Consider the following 25,106-nt stretch of genomic DNA (forward strand, 5'->3'; position numbering starts at 1 on the left):
TGTAGTTTTGTAATATTTTGATGCATTTTACTTGATCAAGCCAACACAATTTCTTCATTGTTGTGCTATTCGCAGAATAAAATAATAATGAGACTTAAGTCACATAATAAAAATATGCGATTTACATGCGACCTTGACAAGAAAGCCTCTATCTTTTACCAATAAAAACCGATGTACGCTTTTGAATATATAAAAAATGTCAATATCTGAAAATATACAGTTGTATTTCAACATCTGTTGTTTATAGTTGGAACATCTCTTTTTTCAAACATATGCACTCAAGGTTCGATTTATGGCTACCGCTAATAAAAAAGCATCCCTATTGCAAAAAGTCAGTAAAGGATTAACTGTTAGTTCCGTGATTACAGGCAGTACCTTTTTTCATGGTCCGCCCGTACTGGCACTCGGTTTAACCAAATTATTTAAAAAATCGGCCAAAGTAGATGAAACCAATATTCAAATTACCAATAGTTGGTTGGCGGTAAATAACTGGTTAATTGACCATGTTCTACCAAATTTACACTGGGACATCAGTATTGATGAACAACTTGATCTGAATTTGCAGGGGCGATACTTGATGATGTGTAATCATCAAAGCTGGGTCGATACTACGGTGAATCAGTATTTTGGTTTAACCCGCATGCCGCTTACCCGTTTCTTTACCAAGTGGGAACTTATTTTTATTCCTTTTGTGGGACAAGCCTTCAAAATTTTGGGCTTTCCGATGATGAAACGTCATAGCAAAGAACAAATTGCAAAAAATCCAGAGCTGAAATCTCGCGATATGCTGGAAGCACGCAAAGCCTGTGAACAGCTGCTGAGTCAACCGTTTACATTATTAAATTATTTAGAAGGCACCCGCTTTACTGCTGAAAAACATGCTGCACAGCAATCCCCTTTTCAGAATCTACTCAAACCCAAAGCGGGTGGCCTTGCTTTAGCACTCAATATTCTGGGGGATAAAATTGATGCCTTGGTGGATATGACCATTGTCTATCCTGATGGTGCACCTGATTATGGTGAGTTCTGGTTGGGAGATGTCTCACGTATCGCTGTCGATTTACGTAAAATAGAAATTCCAGACTGGGTCCTTGGTGGTAATTATGAAGATGATCCTGTCTATCGTGAACGTTTCCAAAAATGGGTTGATCAAATCTGGACTGAAAAAGATCAGCTGATTTCACAAATGAAAGCAAAATATAATTAATATTCTCATCAGGAATTGAGTAAAGACATGACCCAGCAGGACTCAGGACAAAACTCTAAATATAACTATGTCAATCCGAACAGCGTGTTCTTCAAACTGTTCCTCGTCTATGACATTTTCATGGTGTTTATTATAGTTTTTAACTTGTTCTGCCTAGGCATGAACTTTTTCCTGATGAGTAATATTGGGGCATGGTTTTTTAATTTTATCCATCTCTCCAGCGTGCTTGATTTTTATCGCACGCATTTACATCCGTGGGTGATTACCACTGAAGCATGGTTCATTATCTTTTTGATTGTTGAACTGGTTATACGCTGGATCATTTCAATAGCACAAAAACATCATGCGCGTTGGTGGTTTTTCCCCTTTATCCACTGGTATGAAATCTTAGCCATTATTCCACATTTACGTTTCCTACGTTTATTCCGTGCTGGGATTATCGCTTATCGATTACATGAACTCGGCTATAAAGTTGTTCCCGATGGCATTCGTATCAAAGCTCTATTCTATTATCGCGTGGTGATGGAAGAGCTGTCTGATCGTGTCGTCATTACCGTGATTGATGGAATTCGACACGAATTGCAAACCAGCTCCAGTCATAAAAAAATTATTCATGATCTGGTTGATCATCATCGCCAACTGTTTACTGTAACACTGACCTCAATGTTACAAGAGTCCTTGGCGACCGCATTACAACAACAGCAACCCGTGATCACCCAAAAAGTAGGCGTTATTGTCAATCAAGCCATTGAAGATACCCCTGAACTGACCCAATTGTTGCGTCTAATCCCGATTGTAGGCGGCCGGATCGAACAACAAATACAAAGTATTGGACAACGATTGGGAGAAAATATCAGTGCAGGGTTGATCGAACCCTTTACAGCTGGCTCTGCGCAAAGACCAAATGAAAACTACCAGTTTATTGCAGAGCAAGTCAGTGAGCTGAATATTGATAATCACTACTTAGAAGAATTGGTCGAATCTGTCGTATTTGAAAGCCTTGAAGCGATTCGAAAACAGGTAAAAGTCAAACAATGGCAGCAAACTTTGCAAGAATCTGATCAATTGGATAAAAAAGCAGAATGATTACAAGAAAAATTACCAATCAAGCTAGAGAATTCGTGTAATTTGTTCTAGCATTTGCTTTTATTTACAACATGCTTCAACACAATAGAGCGCTTAAAAAGCCCTGAAGGATAAATTATGGCTGATATACGGATTACGGGCAGAATGGTGAATTTTAGTCGTCTGACTTTTGACACTAATGACCATAATGCAATCCGACAGCAACTGAGTAGTACACTGAATGAAGGTTCTTATGTCGGTACACTCGTCATTATTGACAGTACCGTAGAACAAGAGCTGATTGCGTTAATTCAGCTTTTAATTGATTTAGGTTTACAACCGATGGCCGTCATTGATGGCATTTTGGGTGATGAAGCTCGGGCGATTCAGTTCCCTGTTCTACCTGCCGATCAGCCCTTACAGCGCATCAAGGCATCTAAAGAACAAGTGGTTGATCATGCTCCTGTAAAAACAGCGGATAATGCTGCAATACAAACACCACAAAAAAACACATCGAATGCATATATCACCTCTTATCATGATGAGATTTTGCGGACAGGCCAATGTTTGGTCCAAGATCAAGGCGATATTATCTTAAATGCGGGCATGAATAGTGGATCAGAAGTAATTGCATCTGGAAATATTCACATTTATGGCAATGCTCGTGGTAGAGTCATTGCAGGTGCAGGTGGGCAAGCTGCAGCACGTATTTTCTGTCATTCTTTAGAAGCAGAATTAATCTCGATTGCAGGAACCTATTGTGTAGCAGATGATATTCCCAAAGATATGATCAAAAAGCCTGTACATATTTATTTAAATAACAAGCAAGAACTTGAATTTGAAGCCTTGCAGTTTTAATTTATTTAATTGAGTTTTAAAGCACCAAATAAGCCCTTTTAGGGGCGTATGACCATAAATAGGAGTGGATTCGGTGGCCAAAATTGTTGTCGTAACGTCAGGCAAAGGTGGTGTAGGTAAAACTACAACAAGCGCATCTTTTGCAACAGGTTTAGCCCTACGTGGTCATAAAACTGTTGTGATTGATTTCGATGTAGGTTTACGTAATCTAGATTTGATCATGGGCTGCGAACGCCGCGTTGTTTATGATTTTGTCAATGTCATTAATAATGAAGCACGCTTACAACAAGCGCTGATCCGTGATAAAGATATTGAAAACTTATATATTCTCCCTGCATCACAAACTCGTGATAAAGATGCCTTGAGCGATGAAGGTGTTGCACGTGTGATTGATGAACTTTCTCAAGAGTTTGATTACATCATCTGTGACTCACCAGCGGGGATCGAGCGCGGTGCAATTTTAGCAATGTATCATGCTGATGAAGCCATCATTGTCACCAACCCTGAAATCTCATCGGTTCGTGACTCTGACCGCATTATTGGCATGCTCGACAGCAAGACCAAAAAAGTTGAACAAAACGAAGGTCGTATCCGTAAGCATCTATGTATCACTCGCTTCAACCCTGAACGCGCTGATCGTCAAGAAATGCTTACGATTGACGATATTTCTAAAGATATTTTACGAGTGCCGACATTGGGTGTCATTCCTGAGTGTCCAAGCGTGCTTCAAGCATCAAACGAAGGTAAGCCAGTGATTCTGTATGCAGAAGAAAAAGCGGGTCAAGCCTATGATGATTTAGTGGCTCGCTTCCTTGGTGAAGAGCGTCCTTATCGACACATTGCAGTACAGCCAAAAGGTTGGTTAGCTAGACTATTTGGAGCGTAATTATGGCAGGATTCTGGAGTAAACTTTTTAGCAGTGATGAAAAACCATCAAGTGCACAAACTGCCAAAGATCGTTTAAAGGTGATTGTTGCCTCTGAACAAGGTTTAGGTCGTCGTCTAGGCCAAGACAAAATCGACCAAATGAAAAAAGAAATCATGCAGGTGGTGAGTCGCTATGTTCGTGGTGTGGATGAACAGCATATTCAAATGCAAGTTCGTTCAGAAGCAAATATCGAAATGTTAGAAATGAATATCAATTTACCTGAAGATCGATAGCAGTTTTTTCATTAGCGATTTTTCGCAAATAAAGGCAAAATACGCGAGTGGATTTGGAAAGCATGGCTTTCCTCCACTTCAAGGATTTTGCCTTTATTATTTTATAAGACTGAGGAGATTGTCATGGCATTATCACAGCCAGCAACTTTCAATGAAGAATGGTCAGATGAGCGTGTGTTTGCCTACCTTAACCAACTTCCTCCAACTGGCGTAAATGCTGACTTTCATGTGCTTTATCATGCATTCAAACATATGCGTCCAAATGACTATGAGCGCTTGATTAAGCAGTTCTTGGCAGATGGTCGTGACTTGAATGCAACCAACCCTGAAGGACAGCGCATTCATGATGTGATTGCTCAATTTCCACGTCAAAAAGATGGCTTCTTAGAAGTTTTAGCAAAATTCGCTTAATCGCTGTTTCAATAAAGCCACTGAATACCAATAAAAAAGCCTCTATCAATAGAGGCTTTTTTATTCAATCTTTCTGATTAAACTAGAATATCCCGCTTACCATTGGCACCCATTGAGCTGACAATACCATTCTCTTCCATTTGGTCGATAATGCGCGCCGCACGGTTATAACCCAAGCTAAATTTACGTTGTAGCGACGAAGTTGAAGCCTTACGAGTTTCGAGTACAAAGGAAACACACTGATCGTACAGCGCATCGCGACTTGGATCACCATCCCCATCTTCAAAACCACGCGAGCTTGGCTCTTCATCAAATGGCGTCAGGATTTCATCAACATAATCAGGCTCACCACGTTCACGCCAAGCATCACAAATACGGTTCACTTCATCATCGCTAATAAAGGCACCATGCACACGCTCAGGCTCGATTTTACCTGGTCCTAGGAACAACATATCACCATGACCAAGTAAGTCTTCTGCACCACCCGCATCGAGAATGGTACGTGAGTCAATTTTACTGTTTACGCGCAATGCAACACGGGTTGGAATATTGGCTTTAATCAAACCAGTAATCACATCTACCGAAGGACGTTGCGTTGCAAGCAGTAAGTGAATCCCTGCTGCACGTGATTTCTGTGCCAAGCGAGTAATCATTTCTTCGGCTTTTTTACCCACCTGCATGATCATGTCAGCAAACTCATCCGCAACAATCACAATCGACGGTAACGGCGTCAAGCGCGGTGCACGCTCACCGACAACCGAATCACTGGCTTTCCAGGTTGGATCAATAAGGTCTTCCCCATTGGCAATTGCCTCTTCGACCTTACGGTTATAGTCGCTGAGTTTACGAATTTTCAGGAAGGACATCAGCTTATAACGACGTTCCATTTCATTGACACACCAGTTTAAAGCACTGACTGCATCTTTCATGTCAGTGACCACAGGTGTCAACAAGTGTGGAATATCATTATAGTTGGCTAATTCAAGCTGTTTTGGATCGATCAGAATCAAGCGTAACTGGTCGGGTGTATATTTCAATAGCATCGATAAAATCATCGAGTTTACAGCAACTGATTTACCAGAACCTGTGGTCCCCGCAACCAGCATATGTGGCGCTTTACCGAGGTCAGTAATGACAGGATTACCTGAAATATCTTTACCCATCGCCATAGAGAGCAAACCCGCAGGATCTTCAAAAGCTGGCGTTTTCAATAACTCAATCAACCGTACCATTTCACGGCTACTGTTCGGCACTTCAATTCCGATATATGGTTTTCCGGCAATCACTTCAACCACACGCACAGAAGCCATCGACATTGAACGTGCCAGATCACGTGAAATATTGGTCACTTTAGAGGCTTTTACTCCCGGTGCAAGATCGAGTTCAAAGCGTGTTACGACTGGTCCCGGCTGAGCTTCGACCACCTGAGCCTTCACATTAAACTCTTGTAGTTTGATCTCTAAAAGCTCAGAAAGACGTGCTAATTGCTCAGCGGTAAAATTGACCTTTTTGTTTGGATCAACTTCATCTAGCAATTCCAGACCCGGTAAAGTCGGTAGATCACGGCGTTTTTGCGCGACTTGCATAGCGCGTGACATCGGACGACCAAATGCATCCGTTAATGGTGCATCCAGATCAAAATCATCTTCAATCTCTAAATCCGTATCTGGATCTGCTTTGCCTGCCGTTTCCTGCCATGCTTCGATAAAGGCTTCTTTAGACAGGGTTTCTTTAGGTGCCGTTGAAACCTCAATCGGTGCTTTTACAAAAGCAGAGGATTGCGCATAACTTGTGCTTCGAACAGGCGCTTGTTCACGCTCTTCCTCAACCAGAAGATCACTAAAATCATCGATTTGCTGTCCAGCAGTACTATACGCTTCTTCCTGTGTCGGATGTATTGCATTTTGAATCGGCGCAGTCTCTGGCTGTACAGCTGTTGGTCTTGCAGATTCATTAATCAGCGCTTCAATATCTGCCTCAAATTCGGCCTCATTCACATGAGGGCTAGAATGTGTCTGAGGCTCTTGGGTAAATGGGGTATGTAAATCTGTCGCCGTCTTACTGTTTGGAACAGCAGCTAATAACTCATCAAAGATTTGGTCATCATTCCAATCTAAATTGCTATGATTGACTTTTTGTGCTGTTGCAGCAGGCGCTGCATAAGAATGCGCCGCATTGGCAGAATCATCCGCCGCTCTTAATAAGGCATCAATCTCTTGTTTATGACTTGCATCATCGCGTTGCAATGCACGCCACACTTCACCAGTTTGCACCAAACGCTGGCTTTCAGTTTCAAATTGATGCGCGCGCTGTAAGGTTTGTTCAAAATCTTCAAGCTGCTCAGTCTGTGCAGGTTGGGAACTATGTTGCTGCTCTTTCGCAACCACATCAGCAAATAGTTTTTCTGCCATGAGCTGATGATGTGAATCATCAATTTTAATCAGTTTTGCCTGAACCTGATTGGATTTAGGCGCTTCTGTCTCGAATTCTGGATCAGACTCTTTCTGAGTTTTATTCTTGATTGCTGGTGTTTCATCAGCTGCCAATTGCTCTGTCAGGTCATACGCAGACTCATTCTGAGGCACATTTTTATAAAATAAATCTTGTAAATAGGCAGGCGTATTTTTTAATGTGGCCCAGGTCTTGTTCCACTGAATCCCAAAAGCCAAGGTCAATAATAAAATGCTAAATGCGAGTAAGAACAAGGTTGCGCCATAAATGGTCAATAACTGCGATAAACTCTGTCCCAATTCATAACCAATGATCCCCCCCGCTGCATTGTCCAAGGTATCTGCTGGGGTATTCCAATGCAGGTACAATAGGCTGGAAATGGACAGAATTAAGAAAAACTGGGCAGCATAACGAAATGGGCGATTAAGAAAGCTTCTTGGCCACCAAACTTGAATGGCTTCAATAAACAGAAACAGTGGAATCAGCAAACTTGCCCATCCCAAGAAACCGAACAGTAAATCTGCGATCCAAGCCCCTGCTACACCGCTGGCGTTGGAAACCTGCTGAGTATCACTGGAAATATGCATCCAGCCCGGATCAAACGGTGTATAGGTTACTGTGGCAAGAAATAAATAAATGCCAAAAGAAATCAAAAATAATGTCATTAAAAAGCGTTGTGCATAAACACTTGACACCGCAGTCATATACAGTCCTGTAACCCAATTCGTTATTTGTTGGTATCTTTTAAGGTCTAAATTACCTTAATCAATAAGTTTTATATTATGCACTCGTTCTTACAAAAAAGATGCACGATTGTTTACTGTTGTTGTTAACATCCTGCACGGATATAGTTCAATTCGATTGAGTTAATCAATATTATCCCGATCGATTTGCCCCACTCCCCTCTGGATTCACGTATAATTTTAGCAGTTTTAATATAAAAAGGATGTTCTTTAATGAGCGCTCGTCACTCACGGTTAATTATTTTGGGTTCTGGTCCTGCAGGCTATAGCGCAGCAGTCTATGCTGCACGTGCTAACCTCAAACCAACACTGATTGCAGGTTTGCAACTCGGTGGTCAATTAACGACGACCACTGAAGTTGACAACTGGCCAGGTGACCCAGAAGGATTAACCGGTCCTGTGCTTATGGAACGTATGCAAGCACATGCAGAACGTTTCGGCACAGAAATCGTCTACGACCATATCAATGAAGTAGACCTGAATATTCGTCCGTTCGTTCTCAAAGGCGATATGGAAGAGTACACGTGTGATGCGTTGATTATTGCAACAGGTGCAACTGCACAATATTTAGGGCTTGAATCTGAAGCTGCGTTTATGGGGCAAGGTGTAAGTGCATGTGCAACCTGTGATGGCTTCTTCTATAAGAACCAAAATGTCATGGTTGTGGGTGGTGGTAATACTGCGGTTGAAGAAGCACTGTATCTATCGAATATTGCAGCGCATGTAACACTGGTTCACCGTCGTGACAGCTTACGTTCTGAAAAGATTTTACAAGATCACCTCTTTGCCAAAGAAAAAGAAGGCAAAATCAGTATTATCTGGAACCATCAAGTGGATGAAGTCTTGGGTGATAAAACCGGCGTAACCGCTGTTCGTATCAAATCAACACAAGATGCAAGCACTCAGGATATCCAAGTTCAAGGCTTGTTTGTTGCGATCGGACATAAGCCAAATACAGGCATGTTTGATGGTCAGTTGAATCTGCGTGATGGCTATATCCAAGTGCATAGTGGTACAGCGGGCAATGCCACTGCTGCCTCTGTAGAAGGCGTATTTGCTGCGGGTGATGTCGCAGATAGTATCTATCGTCAAGCCATTACCTCAGCGGGTTCAGGCTGTATGGCTGCCTTAGATGCAGAGAAATATCTCGATAATTTAAACTAATTAGGCCAATATCGTAAAACCACCAATCTTTGGTGGTTTTTTTTTGCCAGTATCCATACAATCAAAAAAATGATGACTTTTTAAACACTCCAACAATCAGTTTATAGGATATTTCAATGACAACGACCTGGACGAATGGCTATCAAACAGAAGTAAATTATACCTACGGTTATTATCGAGACCTCAGCCCGAATTTCCAAAAGTTTTGCTTACTTTTAAATGGTATCGATAGCCCCGACTTTCAGGAAAATCACAAGCATTGCGAACTTGGTTTTGGACAGGGCGTCAGTATCAATATTCATGCGACCTGTAATGAAGCGGCATTTTACGGGACGGATTTTAACCCAGCCCATGCTGCCCATGCCAATCAACTGGCCGAACAAACCCAAACTGAACATTATTTCTATGATGATAGTTTTGAAGAGCTGCTTAATCGTTCTGATCTTCCCATGTTTGATTCGATCAGCCTACATGGAATTTGGAGCTGGATCAGCTATGAAAACCAGCACATTATTCTCAAATTTATTCGTAAATTCCTAAAACCCAACGGTATTGTCTATATCAGCTATAACTGCGTTACCGGTTGGGCTGCCAATATGCCAATTCGCGAGTTATTCCACAGTCATTTTAAATTCAACAGTAAAAGTACCAATCCATTGCAAAAGGTCAATGAAGCTCTCAGCTTCAGTGAGGATTTACTTAAACAGAATCCGATTTTTGCACAACGCAATCCTAATGCAGTGCAGAAAGTTGCTGACTTAAAACAACAAAACCCGAATTACCTAATCCATGAATATCTGAATCAAGATTGGCAATGTTTTTCCTTCCAGCAAATTGTCCGTATTTTGGATGAAATTAAACTGTCTTATGCTGGTTCTACCGATTTAAGCACCCACCTCGATAACATTAATTTTTCAGAACAACACCAAGCTTTTCTGAATGCCATTGAACATCCTATTTTTAAAGAGCAGTGCCGTGATTATTTTGCCAACACCCAATTCAGACGTGATCTGTTTATTCGCGGGAAAAATAATTTAACGCCGTTACAGACCCAAGAACGACTACGTAAAACCGCCTTTGTATTGCTTACAGCCAAAGAACAACTGCCAACCAGTATCAGTGGCCTGTTAGGCACCTTTAATTTAATTGAGGAAATCTATCAACCGATCGGTGATACCTTTGCACAGGCCAACTACCAAGCTCTAACCATTGCGGAGTTAGAACAGAGTCTGCCTACGCTCAGCTATGCAAAGATTCTCAATGCCTTAGTCATTTTATCGCATTTAGGCTTGGCACAACCTTGCCAAAGTCTAGAACCAAAGCGACAGACGCTAGAGCAATGCCATCGTTTAAATCACTACTTATTAAAGCAAGCGAGTTTCCACCAGAACTACAATGTTCTGATCAGCCCAATTACTGGTATCGGCATCCCAACAGAACATTTCCATCAGCTGTTCTATCGCGCACATTTTATTGACGGCTTAGAATCGGCAAGTGAATTTGCGCAATATGTACAAGATGTGATCAGCCAACTTAATTGGCTAGTCTTAGATAAAGATGGCAAAACCGTCTCTGACCAAGCCAAGAGTCTTGAAATTATTCAAGGCAAAGCACAAATTTTCTTAGACAGCAAAAAGCTATTGATTGCGAAACAACTCCGTTTATTTAATTAAAGGTGTTTGGGGAATGGCAACGACAAAGATTGCCATTCCCGATAACATCAGTTAGCTTAGAATGAGTCTGATTGATTTCTTCCACTATGCAACAACTCCCTCCCTCACAATATATTTTTCCCAATCCAATCGAAGCGGATCCAGACGGTCAGGGATTTATCTGTATTGGCGCCGACCTTAGCCCTTCTACCTTATTCGAAGCCTATACGCATGGATTATTTCCATGGTTCAATGAAGATGACCCGATTTGCTGGTGGAGTCCTGAACCCCGTTGCATTATCGAACCTCATGCTTATACACCTAGTAAATCTTTGCTTCGGAATATGAAGAAACATGATTATCGGATTACCGTCAATCATGCTTTTGAAGACGTGATTCGTTCTTGTTCATTGCCTCGAAGCTATGCCAATGAAACCTGGATCAGTGAAGATATCATTGAAGGCTATTGTGCATTATTCCAAGCAGGCTATGCTTATAGTATTGAAGTCTGGCAGCAGGATAAATTGGTTGGCGGACTCTATGGTGTCACTATTGGTAAAGGCTGCTTTGGTGAATCCATGTTTAGTACCGAAACCGATGTCTCTAAAATGGCTTTCTATACGCTGATGCTGATTGGACAGGAAAATCAGTTGCCATGGATTGACTGTCAATTGGTCAATGACCATCTTTTAAGCCTTGGTGCATGTACACTTTCTCGCCAAGACTATCTTAAATCGTTACAAGATGTAATTATTGCCCCCTCTATCAATTGGAAAAGTTATCAAGAACGTGTATTTTCAAGTAAAACAATAGCAGTTTTTGCAAAATTAGACGGTTAACGGATTAACACCTTGGAGGGACAGATTAATGAAATCATATCAACCCAAGTCCCTTTTAAATGACTTACAGTACTATATTACGCCGCCACATGATTGCAGTTATCTTGATAACAAATCAGCACGGATGGTGTTTTTAGATCCAATTCACCGTATTGATGTGGTGACTTTGTCAGAACTTTCTCGTGTCGGTTTTCGGCGTAGTGGCGATTTTGTCTATCGCCCTGAATGTCATCTGTGTCGCCAGTGTTTATCCTGTCGTGTTCCTGTTCAAGAATTTAAAATGAATAGCAGCCAAAAAAAGGCATGGAAACGCAATCAAGATTTGCAAATGAGTATTTTGCCAACCTCGCAAGCAACTCAGCAGCATTATGATCTGTACGAACGTTATATCAATGAACGTCATGCAGATGGGGATATGTACCCAGCCAGCCTAGACCAGTTTGAAAAATTTCTGGTGCATAGCTGCACAGAAAGCTTCTTTATCGAATTATGGAAAGATCAAAAACTGATTGCTGTTTCAACCTGCGACTTAATGGATGATGGTCTCTCTGCGGTATATACTTTTTTTGATCCAGATGAACAACGCCGTTCTTTAGGTGTGTTCGCGATCCTTAAACAAATCGAGTATGTACACTCAATCTGGATTATCTCTACCTCGGTTATTGGGTACCACATTCATCCAAAATGAATTATAAATCGCAATATACGCCACTGGAATTATTACTCGATGGACAATGGCGTCGACTCAATCGTCCTCTTTCAGACCATGAAATCCATCAGCTCGGCAATTCATTAATGAGCACGCTACCTTCCGAGTGGAATAATTTAATTATTAAATAACGCTGCAAAATCATCCGTGCATGTCTTGACCATAATCACGGCATGCTCTCTTGAACCATCAGGGTTTGGATAATAATTCTTGCGTAAGTCAATTTGATGAAAACCTATTTTTTCATACAAACCAATGGCGGCTGTATTACTTTCACGAACTTCTAAAAAAATCTGAATTGGATTGTTTTTTAATTGCTGGATAGACTCATCCAATAATTTATAACCGAGCCCCTTCCCTTGCTGGCTCGGATCTATCGCCATCAACAATAAATTTGCTTCATCTAAAACGGGCTGTAGAATACAGAATCCCACGACCTGATTGGCTTGCTCATAAACCGTACATTGATACGAAGCCAAGGATTCTTGGAACTGTTGCCTAGACCAAGGATGGGTTTGCACCAAGCGCTCAATCGCAGTCACCCTCTCCAAGTCATTTTCTTGCATCAATCGAATCACGATCTATCACTCTATAAAATACTGGTGCAGATTATCAGCAATTTAAAACAAAATTTGAATAAAAAAATGGGCAGTTTTGCTGCCCTATATACTTAACTTAGATTAAAACCTAATTCAGCACGCCATTTATTCAAAAGTGCGGTAGTATCGTCATCATTCGGATGAAATTTCGGTCTTAAAAAATCTAATAAGGTCGGGATTTGACGAGTCATAAAACCTTTATAGCCATACATAAATTTAATCATGTATTTGGTATCACGCCATGTCAGCTTGCCATCTGTTTGTAGCAGTTTGGCCGTGAAATAAGACTGAGTAATAAAAATGAGCCCCATTGCAATGACTAAAGCCAATGAGCGCATAAAATACGCTTTAGGACCTTGACCATACATGGCTTGATAGACATCAAAGGCAACCGCTTTATGCTCATTTTCTTCTACCGCATGCCACATCCATAAATGGTACATGGTCTGATCCATAAACATGGCTTGGATATCGGGATTACTTAATAACTCTTCAGCGATAGTTGAAGTGAAGTGCTCCAACGCACAAGTTCCTGTTAAACCAATCATTTCTTTGGTAAAACCAAAAGGCTTTAAAAATTTTGCAGTTATTCCAATAGTACGATTGATTAAACGACCTGTTTGACCTTCCATTTCGCGAACAGCATAACCATAGGCCTCTGCAGAAGCATTAAATGCTAGATGCTCTTTTGAATGCATGGCTTCTTGACCAATAAAGGCGCTGATTTCTTTCTGAAGTCGCTCATCTGCGAGTTTAGGATCATTCCGCACTGCACGGGTACTGTTCACAAAGAATTGCTCACCTTCTGGGAACAATGCTGAAAGCGCAGTCATAAAATGAGTTAAAGCAGCATCACCATTGGCCCAATAACGTGGCACCTCACCAAATTCAAAATCCATTCGGCGTACAGGGAAACTGGCGCCAGCTCTGTTTGAAATATTGACTTTAGCATTCATACCCTTTTCTCCTATCCGTGAATATTCTTGATAAATGATGCTTGATAGTTCTTTTATACGCCCTTTTCAGTGCATCGAATAAGTGCAGATAAGGTCAGAAAAGCATCATCTTAGGACATGTCATCACCTTGAAAATTATGTATGAAATAATTGAATAAAAAACAAAAAGGGCAATTTTGATTGCCCTTTTAAATCGATTTATTTAAAGATAAAAATTAGAAACCCAGTTTCGCTTTCCAGTCTTTTAACAACTGTACCGTGTCCAGATCATTAGGATGGAATCCTGGTTTAAAGTAAGCCAGCATCTCCCCTGCCATACCCGTAATAATGCCTTTTGAAGGACTATAGCCATATTTGTAAATCATCGCCAATTCTTTAAAGTTCAGCTTCTTGTCCTGTTGCAGTAAACGTAAAGTAAAATAGGACTGAAGAATAAAAATCAAGGCCATGGCAAATACCAGCGCCGAGGTACGCAAGCTATAGGCTTTTAATCCCTTACCAAATACTGCCTCATAGACATCATAAGCAACCGCTTTATGTTCATTTTCTTCTACTGCATGCCAGAACCACATATAAGACATGGTATCGTCGGTCATTAAGTCCTGAATATGCGGATTACGTAATAATTCAGAAGCAATGGTCGCCGTAAAATGTTCTAAGGCCGTTGTTGCGGTGAGGTTGACCATTTCGCGGGTCATACCAAAAGGTTTAACCACTTTAGAAAAGTTATTTAATGCAAATTGAATATAACGACCAGTAATTTGCTCTAAAGTTCTTACATCATGTCCATATTTCTGTGCAGAGGCATTAAAGTTAACATGCTCCTGAGTATGCATGGCTTCTTGGCCAATAAAGGCACTGATTTCTTTTTGCAGCTCTTCGTTGTCTTTAATTGCTGGGTAATAACGAACTGCACGTACCGCATCAATAAATAATTTTTCACCATCTGGGAACAGTGCAGATAAACCTGTCATGAAATGAGTTAAACCTGCCGAACCGTTCATCCAGTATTCCGGGACTTGATCAAAATCAAAGTTCATACGACGGACTGGGAAGCTTGCACCCGCACGATTTGAAATATTTACTTTAGCATTCATGCTGCCAACTCCTTTTCAGTGAAACCTTCCACTGAGCACTTTTGTCTGTTTCTTGCGTTTTATATTACGTTGTTATGCAAATCAATTAAGTGCAGTTTGGGACAGCAAACTATCAGTTAAGGACACTCTTACAAAAGGATTGTCTAACAATAAACAAAAAAAACACCCCAGAGGGGTGTTTTTTTATCACTCTAAGCGATTATGCAGTTACTTTAGCAACAACACCAGCGCCTACAGTACGACCACCTTCACGGATCGCAAAACGTAGACCTGGGTCCATTGCGATCGGGTGAATTAACTCTACTGACATCTCAACGTTGTCACCAGGCATTACCATTTCTACGCCATCTTGTAATTTGATCGCGCCAGTTACGTCAGTTGTACGGAAGTAGAACTGTGGACGGTAACCGTTAAGGAATGGAGTATGACGACCACCTTCTTCTTTAGAAAGTACGTATACTTCTGCGTCGAATTTAGTGTGCGGCTTGATTGTACCTGGTTTAGCAAGTACTTGACCACGTTGTACGTCTTCACGCTTAGTACCACGAAGTAAGATACCACAGTTCTCACCTGCACGGCCTTCGTCAAGAAGTTTACGGAACATTTCTACGCCAGTTACAGTTGTTTTAACTGTATCTTTAATACCAACGATCTCTACTTCTTCACCAACTTTAACGATACCAGCTTCTACACGGCCTGTTACTACAGTACCACGACCAGAAATTGAGAATACGTCTTCGATTGGCATCAAGAATGCTTTGTCGATAGCACGTTCTGGTTCTGGGATGTAAGAGTCAAGCGCTTCAACAAGAGCAAGAACTGAAGACTCACCATATTGACCAGCGTCACCGTTAAGTGCAGCAAGTGCTGAACCACGGATAACAGGAGTGTCATCACCTGGGAAGTCATAAGTAGAAAGAAGTTCACGAACTTCCATTTCTACTAATTCAAGTAATTCTTCATCATCAACAAGGTCACACTTGTTCAAGAATACGATGATGTAAGGTACACCAACCTGACGTGAAAGAAGGATGTGTTCACGAGTTTGTGGCATTGGACCATCAGTCGCAGCACATACAAGGATCGCGCCGTCCATCTGAGCAGCACCAGTAATCATGTTTTTAACATAATCGGCGTGGCCCGGGCAGTCTACGTGAGCGTAGTGACGGATTGGAGAATCGTATTCTACGTGTGAAGTATTAATTGTAATACCACGTGCTTTTTCTTCAGGAGCTGAGTCGATTTGTGAGTAATCTTTCGCTTCACCGCCGTAAGTTTTTGCACAAATAGTTGCAATTGCAGCAGTTAAAGTTGTTTTACCATGGTCAACGTGACCAATTGTACCCACGTTTACGTGTGGTTTATTACGTTCAAACTTGGCTTTAGCCATGATGATCTTCCTTTATAAACTGCTCATGAGGGTCGCCCATGAGCACTTGGTTTTTTAACTAAATTTAGTTGGGTAATATAGTAATCGAAAGATTACTCGTCGTCACCTTTTTTACCGCCAGCTTGGAACTTAGCGATGATGCCTTCAGCCACGTTACGTGGAGTTTCAGCGTATTTAGCGAATTCCATAGAATACGTCGCACGACCTTGAGACATAGAACGCATTTGAGTTGCGTAACCAAACATCTCAGCCAATGGAACTTCTGCTTTAATTGCTTTTGTTCCACCAGGAAGATCGTCCATACCTTGAACCATACCACGACGACGGTTTAAGTCACCCATGATATCGCCCATGTAATCTTCTGGAGTTTCTACTTCAACTTTCATGATTGGTTCAAGAAGAACAGGATCAGCTTTCATGAAACCGTCACGGAAAGCGTATGAACCAGCCATTTTGAACGATAATTCATCAGAGTCGACATCGTGGTAAGAACCGTCGAATAATGTCGCTTTGATACCCACAACAGGGTAACCAGCCAATACACCATTCTTCATACGTTCTTGAATACCTTTATCAACCGCACCGAAGAATTCTTTAGGTACAGTACCGCCGACAACTTCTTCAGCGAATTGGTATTCTTTACCAGCTTCTTCAACATCCATAGGCTCTAAACGAACATATACATGACCGAATTTACCTTTACCACCTGTTTGACGAACAAACTTACCTTCTTGTTCAACAGACTTTTTGATCGTTTCACGGTAAGCAACCATTGGTTTACCAATATTCGCTTCAACACCGAATTCACGCTTCATACGGTCAACGATGATGTCAAGGTGAAGCTCACCCATACCAGCAATAATTGTTTGACCAGATTCTTCGTCTGTACGAACGCGGAACGATGGATCTTCTTTAGCCAAACGACCTAAAGCGATAGACATTTTTTCTTGGTCAGCTTTAGTTTTTGGTTCAACAGCCAATGAAATTACTGGCTCAGGGAATTCCATACGCTCAAGGGTAATGATGTTTTTCTCATCACACAATGTATCACCCGTAGTAACGTCTTTAAGACCTACACACGCTGCGATATCACCTGCACGGATTTCTTCAAGATCTTGACGTTCGTTCGCATGCATTTGCACGATACGACCAATACGTTCACGCTTAGACTTAACTGGGTTATAAACCGGATCACCTTGTTTAAGAACACCAGAATAAACACGTACGAATGTTAAGTTACCTACGAACTTATCGTTCATGATTTTGAACGCAAGTGCAGAGAACGGCGCTTCGTCAGATGCTTCACGAGATGCTTTAGTTTCATCTTTGTCGTCAAGAATACCTTCAATTGCTTTAACTTCTGTTGGAGAAGGCAAGAATTGAATTACAGCATCCAACATACGTTGAACACCTTTGTTCTTGAACGCTGAACCACAAAGCATAACTTGGATTTCAGATGCCAATGTACGTGTACGAAGACCAGCGATGATTTCTTCTTTAGAAAGATCACCTTCTTCTAAGTATTTGTCCATTAACTCTTCAGATGCTTCAGCCGCAGCTTCAACCATCTTAGTACGCCATTCTTGAGAAGTCTCAACGAGGTCAGCAGGAATATCACCGTATTCGAACTTCATACCTTGAGATGCTTCATCCCAGATAATCGCTTTCATTTCGATAAGGTCAACAACACCTGCAAACGTATCTTCTGCACCGATTGGCACAACGATAGGTACAGGATTACCACCTAAACGAGTTTTAACTTGCTCAACAGCACGGAAGAAGTTTGCACCAGTACGGTCCATCTTGTTCACGAATGCTAAACGAGGCACTTTATATTTGTTCGCTTGACGCCATACAGTTTCAGACTGAGGCTGTACACCACCAACTGCACAGTAAACCATGCACGCACCGTCAAGAACACGCATAGAACGTTCAACTTCGATTGTGAAGTCAACGTGTCCCGGTGTATCAATTACGTTGATACGGTGTTGTTGGAATTGGTTAGCCATACCAGACCAGAAACAAGTTGTAGCAGCAGAGGTAATTGTAATACCACGCTCTTGCTCTTGTTCCATCCAGTCCATTGTTGCTGCACCATCGTGTACTTCACCAATTTTGTGAGATACACCTGTGTAGAACAAAATACGTTCAGTTGTAGTTGTTTTACCTGCGTCAATGTGCGCAGAAATACCGATGTTACGGTAATTACTAATTGGGGTTTGGCGAGCCATGATGTCTACATTCCTAAATGTTATATTTAAAACAGGACGCACCAATTAAATTGATGCGCACGAATATCCAAGCAGGCAACTTAAATACCCGCAAAGCCCCCACTTTGGTAAAGAGCGATGTTGAATCGAGCTGCGGTACGCATGAATATTCTCCTGATTAGGGACTGTTTTATCCGCTTAGAAACGGTAGTGAGAGAAGGCTTTGTTGGCTTCAGCCATACGATGCACGTCTTCACGTTTTTTGATCGCTGCACCTTTACCTTCAGCTGCATCAAGCAACTCACCAGCAAGACGTAAAGCCATCGTTTTTTCAGAACGCTTAGCAGCAGCATCTACTAACCAACGCATCGCTAGAGCAGTACGACGGGATGGGCGTACTTCCATAGGTACTTGATAAGTAGCACCACCAACACGGCGTGCTTTTACTTCAACCATAGGACGAACTTTTTCAAGAGTAGTCTCGAAAAATTCAACTGGGTCTACTTTGTTTTTTTCTTGAACGCGGTCTAAAGCACCGTAAACGATACTTTCAGCAATAGATTTTTTACCATCTTGCATTACGTGGTTCATGAATTTAGCGATTGTTTGGCTGCTAAATTTTGGATCTGGAAGGATCTCACGAGCAGCGACTACGCGACGTCTTGGCATTTTAATACACCTAATAATATGACACTTCAGGATAATCCAGCAGTTTGTACAAGTGTCATGTACACGACGCTGGCCTTACTATACGTCGCTTGAATTACAAATCTATGAAGAATTCAAACAAGCGAAACGCTAAAGGGTTGCTTGGGCAAGTTTCCTAGAATTACTTCTTAGGACGCTTAGCACCGTATTTAGAACGTGACTGGTTACGATCTTTAACGCCAGCACAGTCTAAAGAACCACGAACGGTATGGTAACGTACACCTGGTAAGTCTTTAACACGACCACCACGGATAAGAACAACACTGTGCTCTTGTAGGTTATGACCTTCACCACCGATGTAGCTAGATACTTCAAAACCTGAAGTTAAGCGAACACGGCAAACCTTACGCATTGCTGAGTTAGGTTTTTTAGGTGTAGTAGTATAAACACGTGTACATACACCACGACGTTGCGGACAAGCCTTCAACGCAGGAACTTTTGATTTTTCAATCAAAGTCGTACGACCCTTACGGATCAACTGATTTGTTGTTGCCATTTGGCAATTCTCCCGTTATTAAACAACCTTAAAAAGAAAATAACCTCTTTTTAAGGGCACATAATTGTAAGCTAAGAAGTAAAAATGGTCAACATTGCGGGACAAGGCAAGTGTTGACCATTTCTATAATTTTGTTGCTTTTCGATATCAGTGACTTCACAACATCGTATTAACTGTGTTTTGTGGACGCCGGTTCAATATCTATTGATTTGGTTTCGGTACCAATTTCCGCGTCATCTTCAGCCAATAATTCATCTGACTGATCCTTTAAAGCAGGTTGCTGTTCACTATACGGATGTTCAACCACATGCTGCTCAGCCAACTGTTGAATGCCCTCTTCTACCTTATCATCAACTGAAACAAGAGAAGGTGTATTGGCCTTGACTTGAACACTGACTTTGGTAATCACATCATTCTGTTCATCTGATTGAACTTTGTTTGTTTCAGGCGCATTGGCACTTAATAACCGTGGACTCTTTTTCGACATTGCTTCTGCTTTGAAGTATGCCTCTAAAGGTGAAAGCTTTTCTTGAGAATGTTCATTGATATAGAAGCGAGCCGCTCCAAAAACCGATTGAGATTTGTGCCCAACATCTTCTAACAATCTCCAACTATAGAAACCACCGAGAGCAGCACCCGCAACAGGTGTTAATTTACCAATCACTGATGCTTGAGGAATACGATTTAACCAACTCCATTTAAACTGACCACTTTCATCCACCAACCATTTTTTCACTAGCTCAATATCATTATTTGAACCCAGTAGTTGTTGGAATTGCTGTAAATCATGGGTTTCCAACATAGACTGCAGCGCTTTTAATGCAACCAATAATGTTTGTTTTTCTGCAACTAAACTCAAATCAATTTCTTTGAAAATAAAAGCAACAATCTCTTGATCTGCATCTTCAGTTAAATCAAAACCATGTGAACGCCCTGTCTGATAAATCGTTCTCAAAGCCAACACAATTGAAGCAGGAATATCAATTGCAGCTCCCCAGACACCAGTTGCGCCTGTAATTGCACCTTGAACCGCTGCAAGCAACTTATTCTGTTCAATTAGGGCCTGACTTAGGCGCTGAGAACGGCCTGTGTCTTGAGTGAGTTCGATAATGTCCTTCACTCCTGCTTCTTCCAGAATTTTTTCAGTCAGAGAACTATTCGAACTAAACTCATTTAACCATTGAAATAAATAATCGGAAACCCGTTCTCCCAAATCTGGTGAGACAAACGAAGCTACACTATTCACTCGATTATAATGACGACCTAACAATTGATGAGATAGTTTTGGAAATTGTTGACGCAACATTTGTTGTGGATTTTCATATTTTTCTATTTCAAAAGGGCTTTTGAAACGTGCTTTTCCTTCAACAATCTGGGACGAATTTGCAAGTTCTGCACCCGATGTGGTTGGGGCAACTTGAAGTTTCTTTAATTCAGAACTGAGCTTTTTAGCCACTCCAAAGGCTTGTGCAAATAAACCTGAAGATTGCTTGTTTTTAGATTTTGTCATCAAGTACCTCTGTCGTGTAATCTGTGCATGTCTAGGTAAATACTAGGTTGAATGCAGATTTATCTCAACTTTTATCTGTGTACTTTCATTTCGTTTCGTCACAACATCGCGAATATTTACGAATATTTACACAACTGGAAATAGGCATAAAATTTGCCATAAGAAATAAAAAACCTTTCTGCTATCATGGTGTCATTCACTCATAAGCCATTTTAATCGTTATTTTTCTCCTGACTTGTATTCATAGCGAGATGCACAGGCTTAGTATTACCATAAAAGGGATCTGTAAATGAAACGTGTTGTAATCACTGGTATGGGCATTAACTCATGTATCGGTAACTCTTTAGAAGAGGTCACTCATTCTTTAAAAAATGGAATCTCAGGCACACGTTTAAACCCAACTTATGCAGAACTGAATTTCAAAAGCCATGTCAGCGCTGCAGCTGAACAGGATTTTGATGGCATTGATCGCAAACTTAAACGCTTTATGGGTGTTTGTGCGATGTATGCTTACAACGCGGCAGTTGCTGCAGTAGAACATGCTGGACTAAAACAAGAAGATTTGGCAAACAACCCACGTTACGGCATTGCTGGCGGTTCTGGTGGTAACTCAACTGCATCTGTTGCAGAAATGATCAAACTGTTAGAAGAAAAAGGCGCACGTAAAATCGGTCCTTTCTTTGTACCTCGTAATATGAGTAACACCATCACTGCGAATGTGGGTGTGGCATTTAAACTACAAGGTGTGTCTCACTCGATTACCAGCGCATGCGCAACCTCTGCCGATGCGATTGGTTATGCCTACAACCTGATTCAATTGGGTAAACAAGATTTAATGCTTGCTGGCGGCGGTGAAGAAGATCACTGGTCACAAAGCTTATTGTTTGATGCGATGGGCGCATTGTGTTCAAAATACAATGACACACCTGAAACTGCATCACGCCCATACTCAAAAGACCGTGACGGTTTCGTCATTGCTGGTGGTGGTGGTTTCGTGGTGCTTGAATCACTTGAACATGCGCAAGCACGTGGGGCCAACATTCTAGCTGAAGTGATTGGCTATGCTGCAAACAGTGATGGTGCTGACATGGTTGCACCAAGTGGCGAAGGCGCAACACGTTGTATCTTGATGGCATTGGATGAAGCCAAACAACACGGCGTAGAGAATATTGACTATGTCAACACCCATGGTACCTCAACACCAGCAGGTGACGTGACTGAGCTTAAAGCCATGGAACGTGCATTTGGTGAAGGTCAAGTTCCTCCACTCAGTTCAACCAAGTCAATGACGGGTCATAGCTTAGGCGCAGCGGGTGTGCAGGAAGCGATTTACTCGGTATTAATGATGCAAAATGATTTTATTGCACCAAATATCAACGTGACTGAGCTGGATGAAGGCGCACAAGGTTTCGATATTGTACTTGAAAAACGTGATGCAAAACTGAATACTGTCATGAGTAACAGTTTTGGCTTTGGCGGCGTCAATGCCTGCCTCATTTTCAAGAAGTGGGATGCATAATCCTGCGTAGGATTATCGATGGATGCACCTTCTGATGCTTTCTTGTGGGTAAAAGCATTACATATTATTGCTGTGGTGTGTTGGTTCGCTGCTTTATTCTACTTACCACGCCTTTTTGTTTACCATGCCATGAGCGAAGATGCCGTCAGTCATCAACGCTTTGAGGTGATGGAACGCAAGTTGTATCGCGGTATTATGTGGCCGTCTATGATTGCCACACTCATTACCGCGCACTTTTTGGTTGATTGGGGCGATGCAACCCGACATTACCATGAAGCTTTATGGTTTTACCTCAAAGTCGGTTTGGTCGGATTATTGGTAATTTACCATTTTGTGTGTGGTTATTACCGTAAAAAACTGATTGGCAATGCGCATTATAAATCGCATAAGTTTTGGCGCTTCTTTAATGAGATGCCAACCCTGATCTTGTTTGCCGTAGTCATTTTAGTCGTAGTAAAACCTCAATTTTAACTCAACAGAACTCTTCTTTTTCTAATGCTGTAGCTTAGACTACAGCATTAACCCCAATCCAAACTACAAACAGCTTATCCCCTTCAAGTTTAAAGACACTTGCTCAAAGTGGGTCTGTTTTTTTGTTTTCAGATTTCGATAGCTTGCACCATAAAGAATATAACCTTGCGTCATAAAGGTATATTGCCCTGTCACTTTACCATCAATCAGCTCGTTCATGGTCTTATAAACTTCAGGCTGCGCGAATTCGCCCATCTCAACCTCTTCAATATGGACTGGAGCAGAAAGCTTGATATTTTTCAGATAAGGATAATACTTAATCAACTGTATCTTTTGATATTCTGGTGAAACCAATAAAATTGTTTTTTTGCCATCAGCAAAACAGTAATATTCATTACTTGCATAGGCCTGTACGCACACAGATAAAAATAGGCACAACCATAAAGTTTGTTTCATCATTCATTTCATCTCTTGCTAGCAATGACTGCTCTATATTTCTGCTCTCATCTTCAGATTATAAATATTTCTTTATTCTTAACGGGACTTTGTTGGATAAGCCCAACTTTTTCATTTGATCAGCATACATCATGTAATTTTTTCTGGCTTGTGCTTTATTTTTTAATGCTAAGTAAGTATCCGCTCGATTTAAATAAGCGACAGTTCTATTCGGATCTAACTGAACAACCTGATTTAATACCTTTAGCGATTCAGCATAATACTCAAGTTTGTAGAGTAAAAATGCAGCATCATTTAGCTCCGCTACATCCTGTTTTTGGTAGGTAGGTAATTGACAATCAATACTTTCAATAATTTGCTCTATCTCAGTCGCATCTCTTTTATTGAGTTGCTTTAACTGTTCCGAGGATAAATAATGAAAATAGTTAACCCCATCTTTTCCCCCACCAATATCAGCCATCCAAACGGGTGTATGACTTTTTTTATCCCATTGTCCGCTGCAACTGTTAGAAATCATGCTGGGTATCGTATCTAAAATCACTTTTCGACTTATATCAACAATAAGACACTCCGTCATTTCAGTTTCAGATGCATCCAAGATTGCAGCATAGTTGTATTGATTATTTTTATAAGCATCGATGGTTAAGAAAATAAGCCTGGAATCCACCTGTAACGCTTTTAATGGCGATCCCGTACAATTTTTATAGTGCTGTATATCTAAATTTGCATAAGCGGTGCAGTTCATCCAGCAGAGTGCAAAAACAATTAATTTAATGCTTCGCATACCAAAATTCACCCTACTCAGTTCGCTTTTATTCTAGAATAAACCAGATTTTCACGTTTTTTTAGACGCATAGTTCAGATGAACACACCCTTTCAGTACGCCATACAAAAATTGAAAGCTCGATTCATTTCCAGCCTAATTTTTTACCTCAAAATGAATCAATTTCAATATCGTGGTTTGACGTCTGGCGAAATCGAAATGGCACGTCCAGTCTTTGGTCATTTAATTGACTATGCAAAAATCAAAATCTTTAACATTCCCTACTTGCCTTGGCAACCGGTCAATATTTTTATGGCACCGAATGGCAACCTGTTCGTCCATCAAAAATATTTCAGCCCAGATTACTCAACCTGCTCCATATCCTTGCAAGGAATTTTCATTCACGAACTGGCACATATTTTACAGTTTCAACAGCACACTAATGTAATTGTTAAAGGTGCAATTCTTCAGGCAGGCTATTACCTCAGCTTTAAACAATATAACCCTTATCAATATCACTTGATCCAAGGTAAAACTTTTTCTAGCTATAACATAGAGCAACAAGGTGATATTGCGCGCGATATCTTTTTAAACAAAATCCCCAACATTATTCTAGAAAAATAAAAAGCCCTGTAAGTTTTAACTACAGGGCTTTTTAAGTAAGCATTGTG

The 25,106-nt window shown here is 41.0% G+C and carries 23 protein-coding genes and 1 pseudogene; 13 read left to right on the top strand and 11 right to left on the bottom strand.

The features are described 5' to 3' along the window. Positions 1-292: 292 nt before the first annotated feature. The 6 genes from F993_RS07625 to F993_RS07600 all read left to right on the top strand — a co-directional run bounded on the left by F993_RS07625 (position 293) and on the right by F993_RS07600 (position 4,702). Positions 293-1,207, top strand: coding sequence for an acyltransferase (locus F993_RS07625; RefSeq protein WP_004655172.1), 915 nt, complete (start codon positions 293-295; stop codon positions 1,205-1,207). A gap of 27 nt (positions 1,208-1,234) precedes the next feature. Next, the gene (locus F993_RS07620) at positions 1,235-2,293 is read left to right on the top strand and encodes a hypothetical protein (protein ID WP_004655175.1); all 1,059 of its coding nucleotides are present in this window, start codon (positions 1,235-1,237) and stop codon (positions 2,291-2,293) included. Positions 2,294-2,410: 117 nt separating this feature from the next. After that, positions 2,411-3,130 (top strand): septum site-determining protein MinC, encoded by a 720-nt coding sequence (minC, locus tag F993_RS07615; RefSeq protein WP_004655177.1) that lies wholly within the window; start codon positions 2,411-2,413, stop codon positions 3,128-3,130. A 73-nt stretch (positions 3,131-3,203) separates the two neighbouring features. Next, positions 3,204-4,016, top strand: a complete 813-nt coding sequence (gene minD, locus F993_RS07610; RefSeq protein ID WP_004655179.1) for a septum site-determining protein MinD — start codon at positions 3,204-3,206, stop codon at positions 4,014-4,016. Between the two features lie 2 nt (positions 4,017-4,018). Beyond that, complete coding sequence (gene minE, locus F993_RS07605; protein ID WP_004655180.1) at positions 4,019-4,291, top strand: cell division topological specificity factor MinE; 273 nt, start codon at positions 4,019-4,021, stop codon at positions 4,289-4,291. A 123-nt stretch (positions 4,292-4,414) separates the two neighbouring features. After that, entirely contained in the window at positions 4,415-4,702 is a 288-nt protein-coding gene (locus tag F993_RS07600; RefSeq protein ID WP_004655182.1) for a PA4642 family protein, read from the top strand. A gap of 77 nt (positions 4,703-4,779) precedes the next feature. On the opposite strand, the gene F993_RS07595 is transcribed toward F993_RS07600, so the two are convergent. Next, positions 4,780-7,857: a DNA translocase FtsK gene (locus F993_RS07595; RefSeq protein WP_004655185.1), complete on the bottom strand. Its 3,078-nt coding sequence runs from the start codon at positions 7,855-7,857 to the stop codon at positions 4,780-4,782. A 252-nt stretch (positions 7,858-8,109) separates the two neighbouring features. Between F993_RS07595 and trxB the strand changes: the two genes are divergently transcribed. The 4 genes and pseudogenes from trxB to F993_RS07575 all read left to right on the top strand — a co-directional run bounded on the left by trxB (position 8,110) and on the right by F993_RS07575 (position 12,391). Then, complete coding sequence (gene trxB, locus F993_RS07590) at positions 8,110-9,060, top strand: thioredoxin-disulfide reductase (protein ID WP_004655187.1); 951 nt, start codon at positions 8,110-8,112, stop codon at positions 9,058-9,060. A 116-nt stretch (positions 9,061-9,176) separates the two neighbouring features. After that, a complete protein-coding gene (locus F993_RS07585) occupies positions 9,177-10,733 on the top strand; it encodes a methyltransferase regulatory domain-containing protein (protein ID WP_004655189.1) in 1,557 nt (518 codons plus the stop codon). Positions 10,734-10,819: 86 nt separating this feature from the next. Continuing rightward, positions 10,820-11,551 (top strand): leucyl/phenylalanyl-tRNA--protein transferase, encoded by a 732-nt coding sequence (aat, locus tag F993_RS07580; RefSeq protein ID WP_004655191.1) that lies wholly within the window; start codon positions 10,820-10,822, stop codon positions 11,549-11,551. A gap of 28 nt (positions 11,552-11,579) precedes the next feature. Then, positions 11,580-12,391: pseudogene (locus F993_RS07575) on the top strand (arginyltransferase). On the opposite strand, the gene rimI reads toward F993_RS07575, so the two are convergent. From rimI to F993_RS07535, 8 genes are all read right to left on the bottom strand, one after another. Next, positions 12,377-12,838, bottom strand: coding sequence for a ribosomal protein S18-alanine N-acetyltransferase (rimI, locus tag F993_RS07570; protein WP_171066009.1), 462 nt, complete (start codon positions 12,836-12,838; stop codon positions 12,377-12,379). The pseudogene F993_RS07575 and the gene rimI sit on opposite strands and share 15 nt — an antisense overlap. Before the next feature lie 92 nt (positions 12,839-12,930). Continuing rightward, positions 12,931-13,815 (bottom strand): metal-dependent hydrolase, encoded by an 885-nt coding sequence (locus tag F993_RS07565; protein ID WP_004655197.1) that lies wholly within the window; start codon positions 13,813-13,815, stop codon positions 12,931-12,933. A gap of 215 nt (positions 13,816-14,030) precedes the next feature. Beyond that, on the bottom strand, positions 14,031-14,912 hold the full coding sequence (locus F993_RS07560; RefSeq protein ID WP_004655198.1) for a metal-dependent hydrolase: 882 nt from the start codon (positions 14,910-14,912) through the stop codon (positions 14,031-14,033). Positions 14,913-15,111: 199 nt separating this feature from the next. Next, positions 15,112-16,302, bottom strand: coding sequence for an elongation factor Tu (gene tuf, locus F993_RS07555; protein WP_004655200.1), 1,191 nt, complete (start codon positions 16,300-16,302; stop codon positions 15,112-15,114). 92 nt (positions 16,303-16,394) lie between these two features. Beyond that, the gene (gene fusA, locus F993_RS07550; protein WP_004655201.1) at positions 16,395-18,533 is read right to left on the bottom strand and encodes an elongation factor G; all 2,139 of its coding nucleotides are present in this window, start codon (positions 18,531-18,533) and stop codon (positions 16,395-16,397) included. A 177-nt stretch (positions 18,534-18,710) separates the two neighbouring features. After that, positions 18,711-19,181 carry a 30S ribosomal protein S7 gene (rpsG, locus tag F993_RS07545; RefSeq protein WP_004655203.1) on the bottom strand — a complete coding sequence of 157 codons (471 nt, stop codon included), beginning with the start codon at positions 19,179-19,181 and terminating at the stop codon, positions 18,711-18,713. Between the two features lie 160 nt (positions 19,182-19,341). Next, positions 19,342-19,716 carry a 30S ribosomal protein S12 gene (gene rpsL, locus F993_RS07540; RefSeq protein WP_004638184.1) on the bottom strand — a complete coding sequence of 125 codons (375 nt, stop codon included), beginning with the start codon at positions 19,714-19,716 and terminating at the stop codon, positions 19,342-19,344. A gap of 169 nt (positions 19,717-19,885) precedes the next feature. Then, positions 19,886-21,226 carry an EcsC family protein gene (locus F993_RS07535; RefSeq protein ID WP_004655206.1) on the bottom strand — a complete coding sequence of 447 codons (1,341 nt, stop codon included), beginning with the start codon at positions 21,224-21,226 and terminating at the stop codon, positions 19,886-19,888. Positions 21,227-21,515: 289 nt separating this feature from the next. Between F993_RS07535 and F993_RS07530 the strand changes: the two genes are divergently transcribed. Further along, positions 21,516-22,745, top strand: coding sequence for a beta-ketoacyl-ACP synthase II (locus F993_RS07530; protein WP_004655207.1), 1,230 nt, complete (start codon positions 21,516-21,518; stop codon positions 22,743-22,745). A gap of 18 nt (positions 22,746-22,763) precedes the next feature. After that, complete coding sequence (hemJ, locus tag F993_RS07525; RefSeq protein ID WP_004655209.1) at positions 22,764-23,216, top strand: protoporphyrinogen oxidase HemJ; 453 nt, start codon at positions 22,764-22,766, stop codon at positions 23,214-23,216. 63 nt (positions 23,217-23,279) lie between these two features. Here hemJ and F993_RS07520 read toward each other — a convergent pair whose 3' ends face one another. Together F993_RS07520 and F993_RS07515 are read right to left on the bottom strand one after the other, a co-directional pair. Next, the gene (locus F993_RS07520; protein WP_004655210.1) at positions 23,280-23,675 is read right to left on the bottom strand and encodes a hypothetical protein; all 396 of its coding nucleotides are present in this window, start codon (positions 23,673-23,675) and stop codon (positions 23,280-23,282) included. A gap of 55 nt (positions 23,676-23,730) precedes the next feature. Continuing rightward, the gene (locus F993_RS07515; RefSeq protein ID WP_004655213.1) at positions 23,731-24,456 is read right to left on the bottom strand and encodes a tetratricopeptide repeat protein; all 726 of its coding nucleotides are present in this window, start codon (positions 24,454-24,456) and stop codon (positions 23,731-23,733) included. Positions 24,457-24,534: 78 nt separating this feature from the next. Here F993_RS07515 and F993_RS07510 point away from each other — a divergent pair, with 78 nt between their 5' ends. After that, complete coding sequence (locus F993_RS07510; protein ID WP_032812502.1) at positions 24,535-25,059, top strand: hypothetical protein; 525 nt, start codon at positions 24,535-24,537, stop codon at positions 25,057-25,059. The last annotated feature ends 47 nt before the right edge of the window (positions 25,060-25,106 follow it).

It is taken from the genome of Acinetobacter proteolyticus, assembly GCF_000367945.1.
Taxonomy (GTDB): Bacteria; Pseudomonadota; Gammaproteobacteria; order Pseudomonadales; family Moraxellaceae; genus Acinetobacter; species Acinetobacter proteolyticus.

What these genes read in the sequence shown, in the direction of transcription:
- F993_RS07510 (WP_032812502.1), top strand. Translation starts at nt 24,535, where the DNA reads ATGAACACACCCTTTCAGTACGCCATACAAAAATTGAAAGCTCGATTC.
- F993_RS07520 (WP_004655210.1), bottom strand. Translation starts at nt 23,675, where the DNA reads ATGATGAAACAAACTTTATGGTTGTGCCTATTTTTATCTGTGTGCGTA.
- minE (WP_004655180.1), top strand. Translation starts at nt 4,019, where the DNA reads ATGGCAGGATTCTGGAGTAAACTTTTTAGCAGTGATGAAAAACCATCA.
- F993_RS07535 (WP_004655206.1), bottom strand. Translation starts at nt 21,226, where the DNA reads ATGACAAAATCTAAAAACAAGCAATCTTCAGGTTTATTTGCACAAGCC.
- trxB (WP_004655187.1), top strand. Translation starts at nt 8,110, where the DNA reads ATGAGCGCTCGTCACTCACGGTTAATTATTTTGGGTTCTGGTCCTGCA.
- hemJ (WP_004655209.1), top strand. Translation starts at nt 22,764, where the DNA reads ATGGATGCACCTTCTGATGCTTTCTTGTGGGTAAAAGCATTACATATT.
- F993_RS07585 (WP_004655189.1), top strand. Translation starts at nt 9,177, where the DNA reads ATGACAACGACCTGGACGAATGGCTATCAAACAGAAGTAAATTATACC.
- F993_RS07515 (WP_004655213.1), bottom strand. Translation starts at nt 24,456, where the DNA reads ATGCGAAGCATTAAATTAATTGTTTTTGCACTCTGCTGGATGAACTGC.
- F993_RS07600 (WP_004655182.1), top strand. Translation starts at nt 4,415, where the DNA reads ATGGCATTATCACAGCCAGCAACTTTCAATGAAGAATGGTCAGATGAG.
- aat (WP_004655191.1), top strand. Translation starts at nt 10,820, where the DNA reads ATGCAACAACTCCCTCCCTCACAATATATTTTTCCCAATCCAATCGAA.
- F993_RS07560 (WP_004655198.1), bottom strand. Translation starts at nt 14,912, where the DNA reads ATGAATGCTAAAGTAAATATTTCAAATCGTGCGGGTGCAAGCTTCCCA.
- F993_RS07530 (WP_004655207.1), top strand. Translation starts at nt 21,516, where the DNA reads ATGAAACGTGTTGTAATCACTGGTATGGGCATTAACTCATGTATCGGT.
- F993_RS07620 (WP_004655175.1), top strand. Translation starts at nt 1,235, where the DNA reads ATGACCCAGCAGGACTCAGGACAAAACTCTAAATATAACTATGTCAAT.
- rpsL (WP_004638184.1), bottom strand. Translation starts at nt 19,716, where the DNA reads ATGGCAACAACAAATCAGTTGATCCGTAAGGGTCGTACGACTTTGATT.
- rpsG (WP_004655203.1), bottom strand. Translation starts at nt 19,181, where the DNA reads ATGCCAAGACGTCGCGTAGTCGCTGCTCGTGAGATCCTTCCAGATCCA.
- F993_RS07595 (WP_004655185.1), bottom strand. Translation starts at nt 7,857, where the DNA reads ATGACTGCGGTGTCAAGTGTTTATGCACAACGCTTTTTAATGACATTA.
- fusA (WP_004655201.1), bottom strand. Translation starts at nt 18,533, where the DNA reads ATGGCTCGCCAAACCCCAATTAGTAATTACCGTAACATCGGTATTTCT.
- minC (WP_004655177.1), top strand. Translation starts at nt 2,411, where the DNA reads ATGGCTGATATACGGATTACGGGCAGAATGGTGAATTTTAGTCGTCTG.
- F993_RS07625 (WP_004655172.1), top strand. Translation starts at nt 293, where the DNA reads ATGGCTACCGCTAATAAAAAAGCATCCCTATTGCAAAAAGTCAGTAAA.
- tuf (WP_004655200.1), bottom strand. Translation starts at nt 16,302, where the DNA reads ATGGCTAAAGCCAAGTTTGAACGTAATAAACCACACGTAAACGTGGGT.
- F993_RS07565 (WP_004655197.1), bottom strand. Translation starts at nt 13,815, where the DNA reads ATGAATGCTAAAGTCAATATTTCAAACAGAGCTGGCGCCAGTTTCCCT.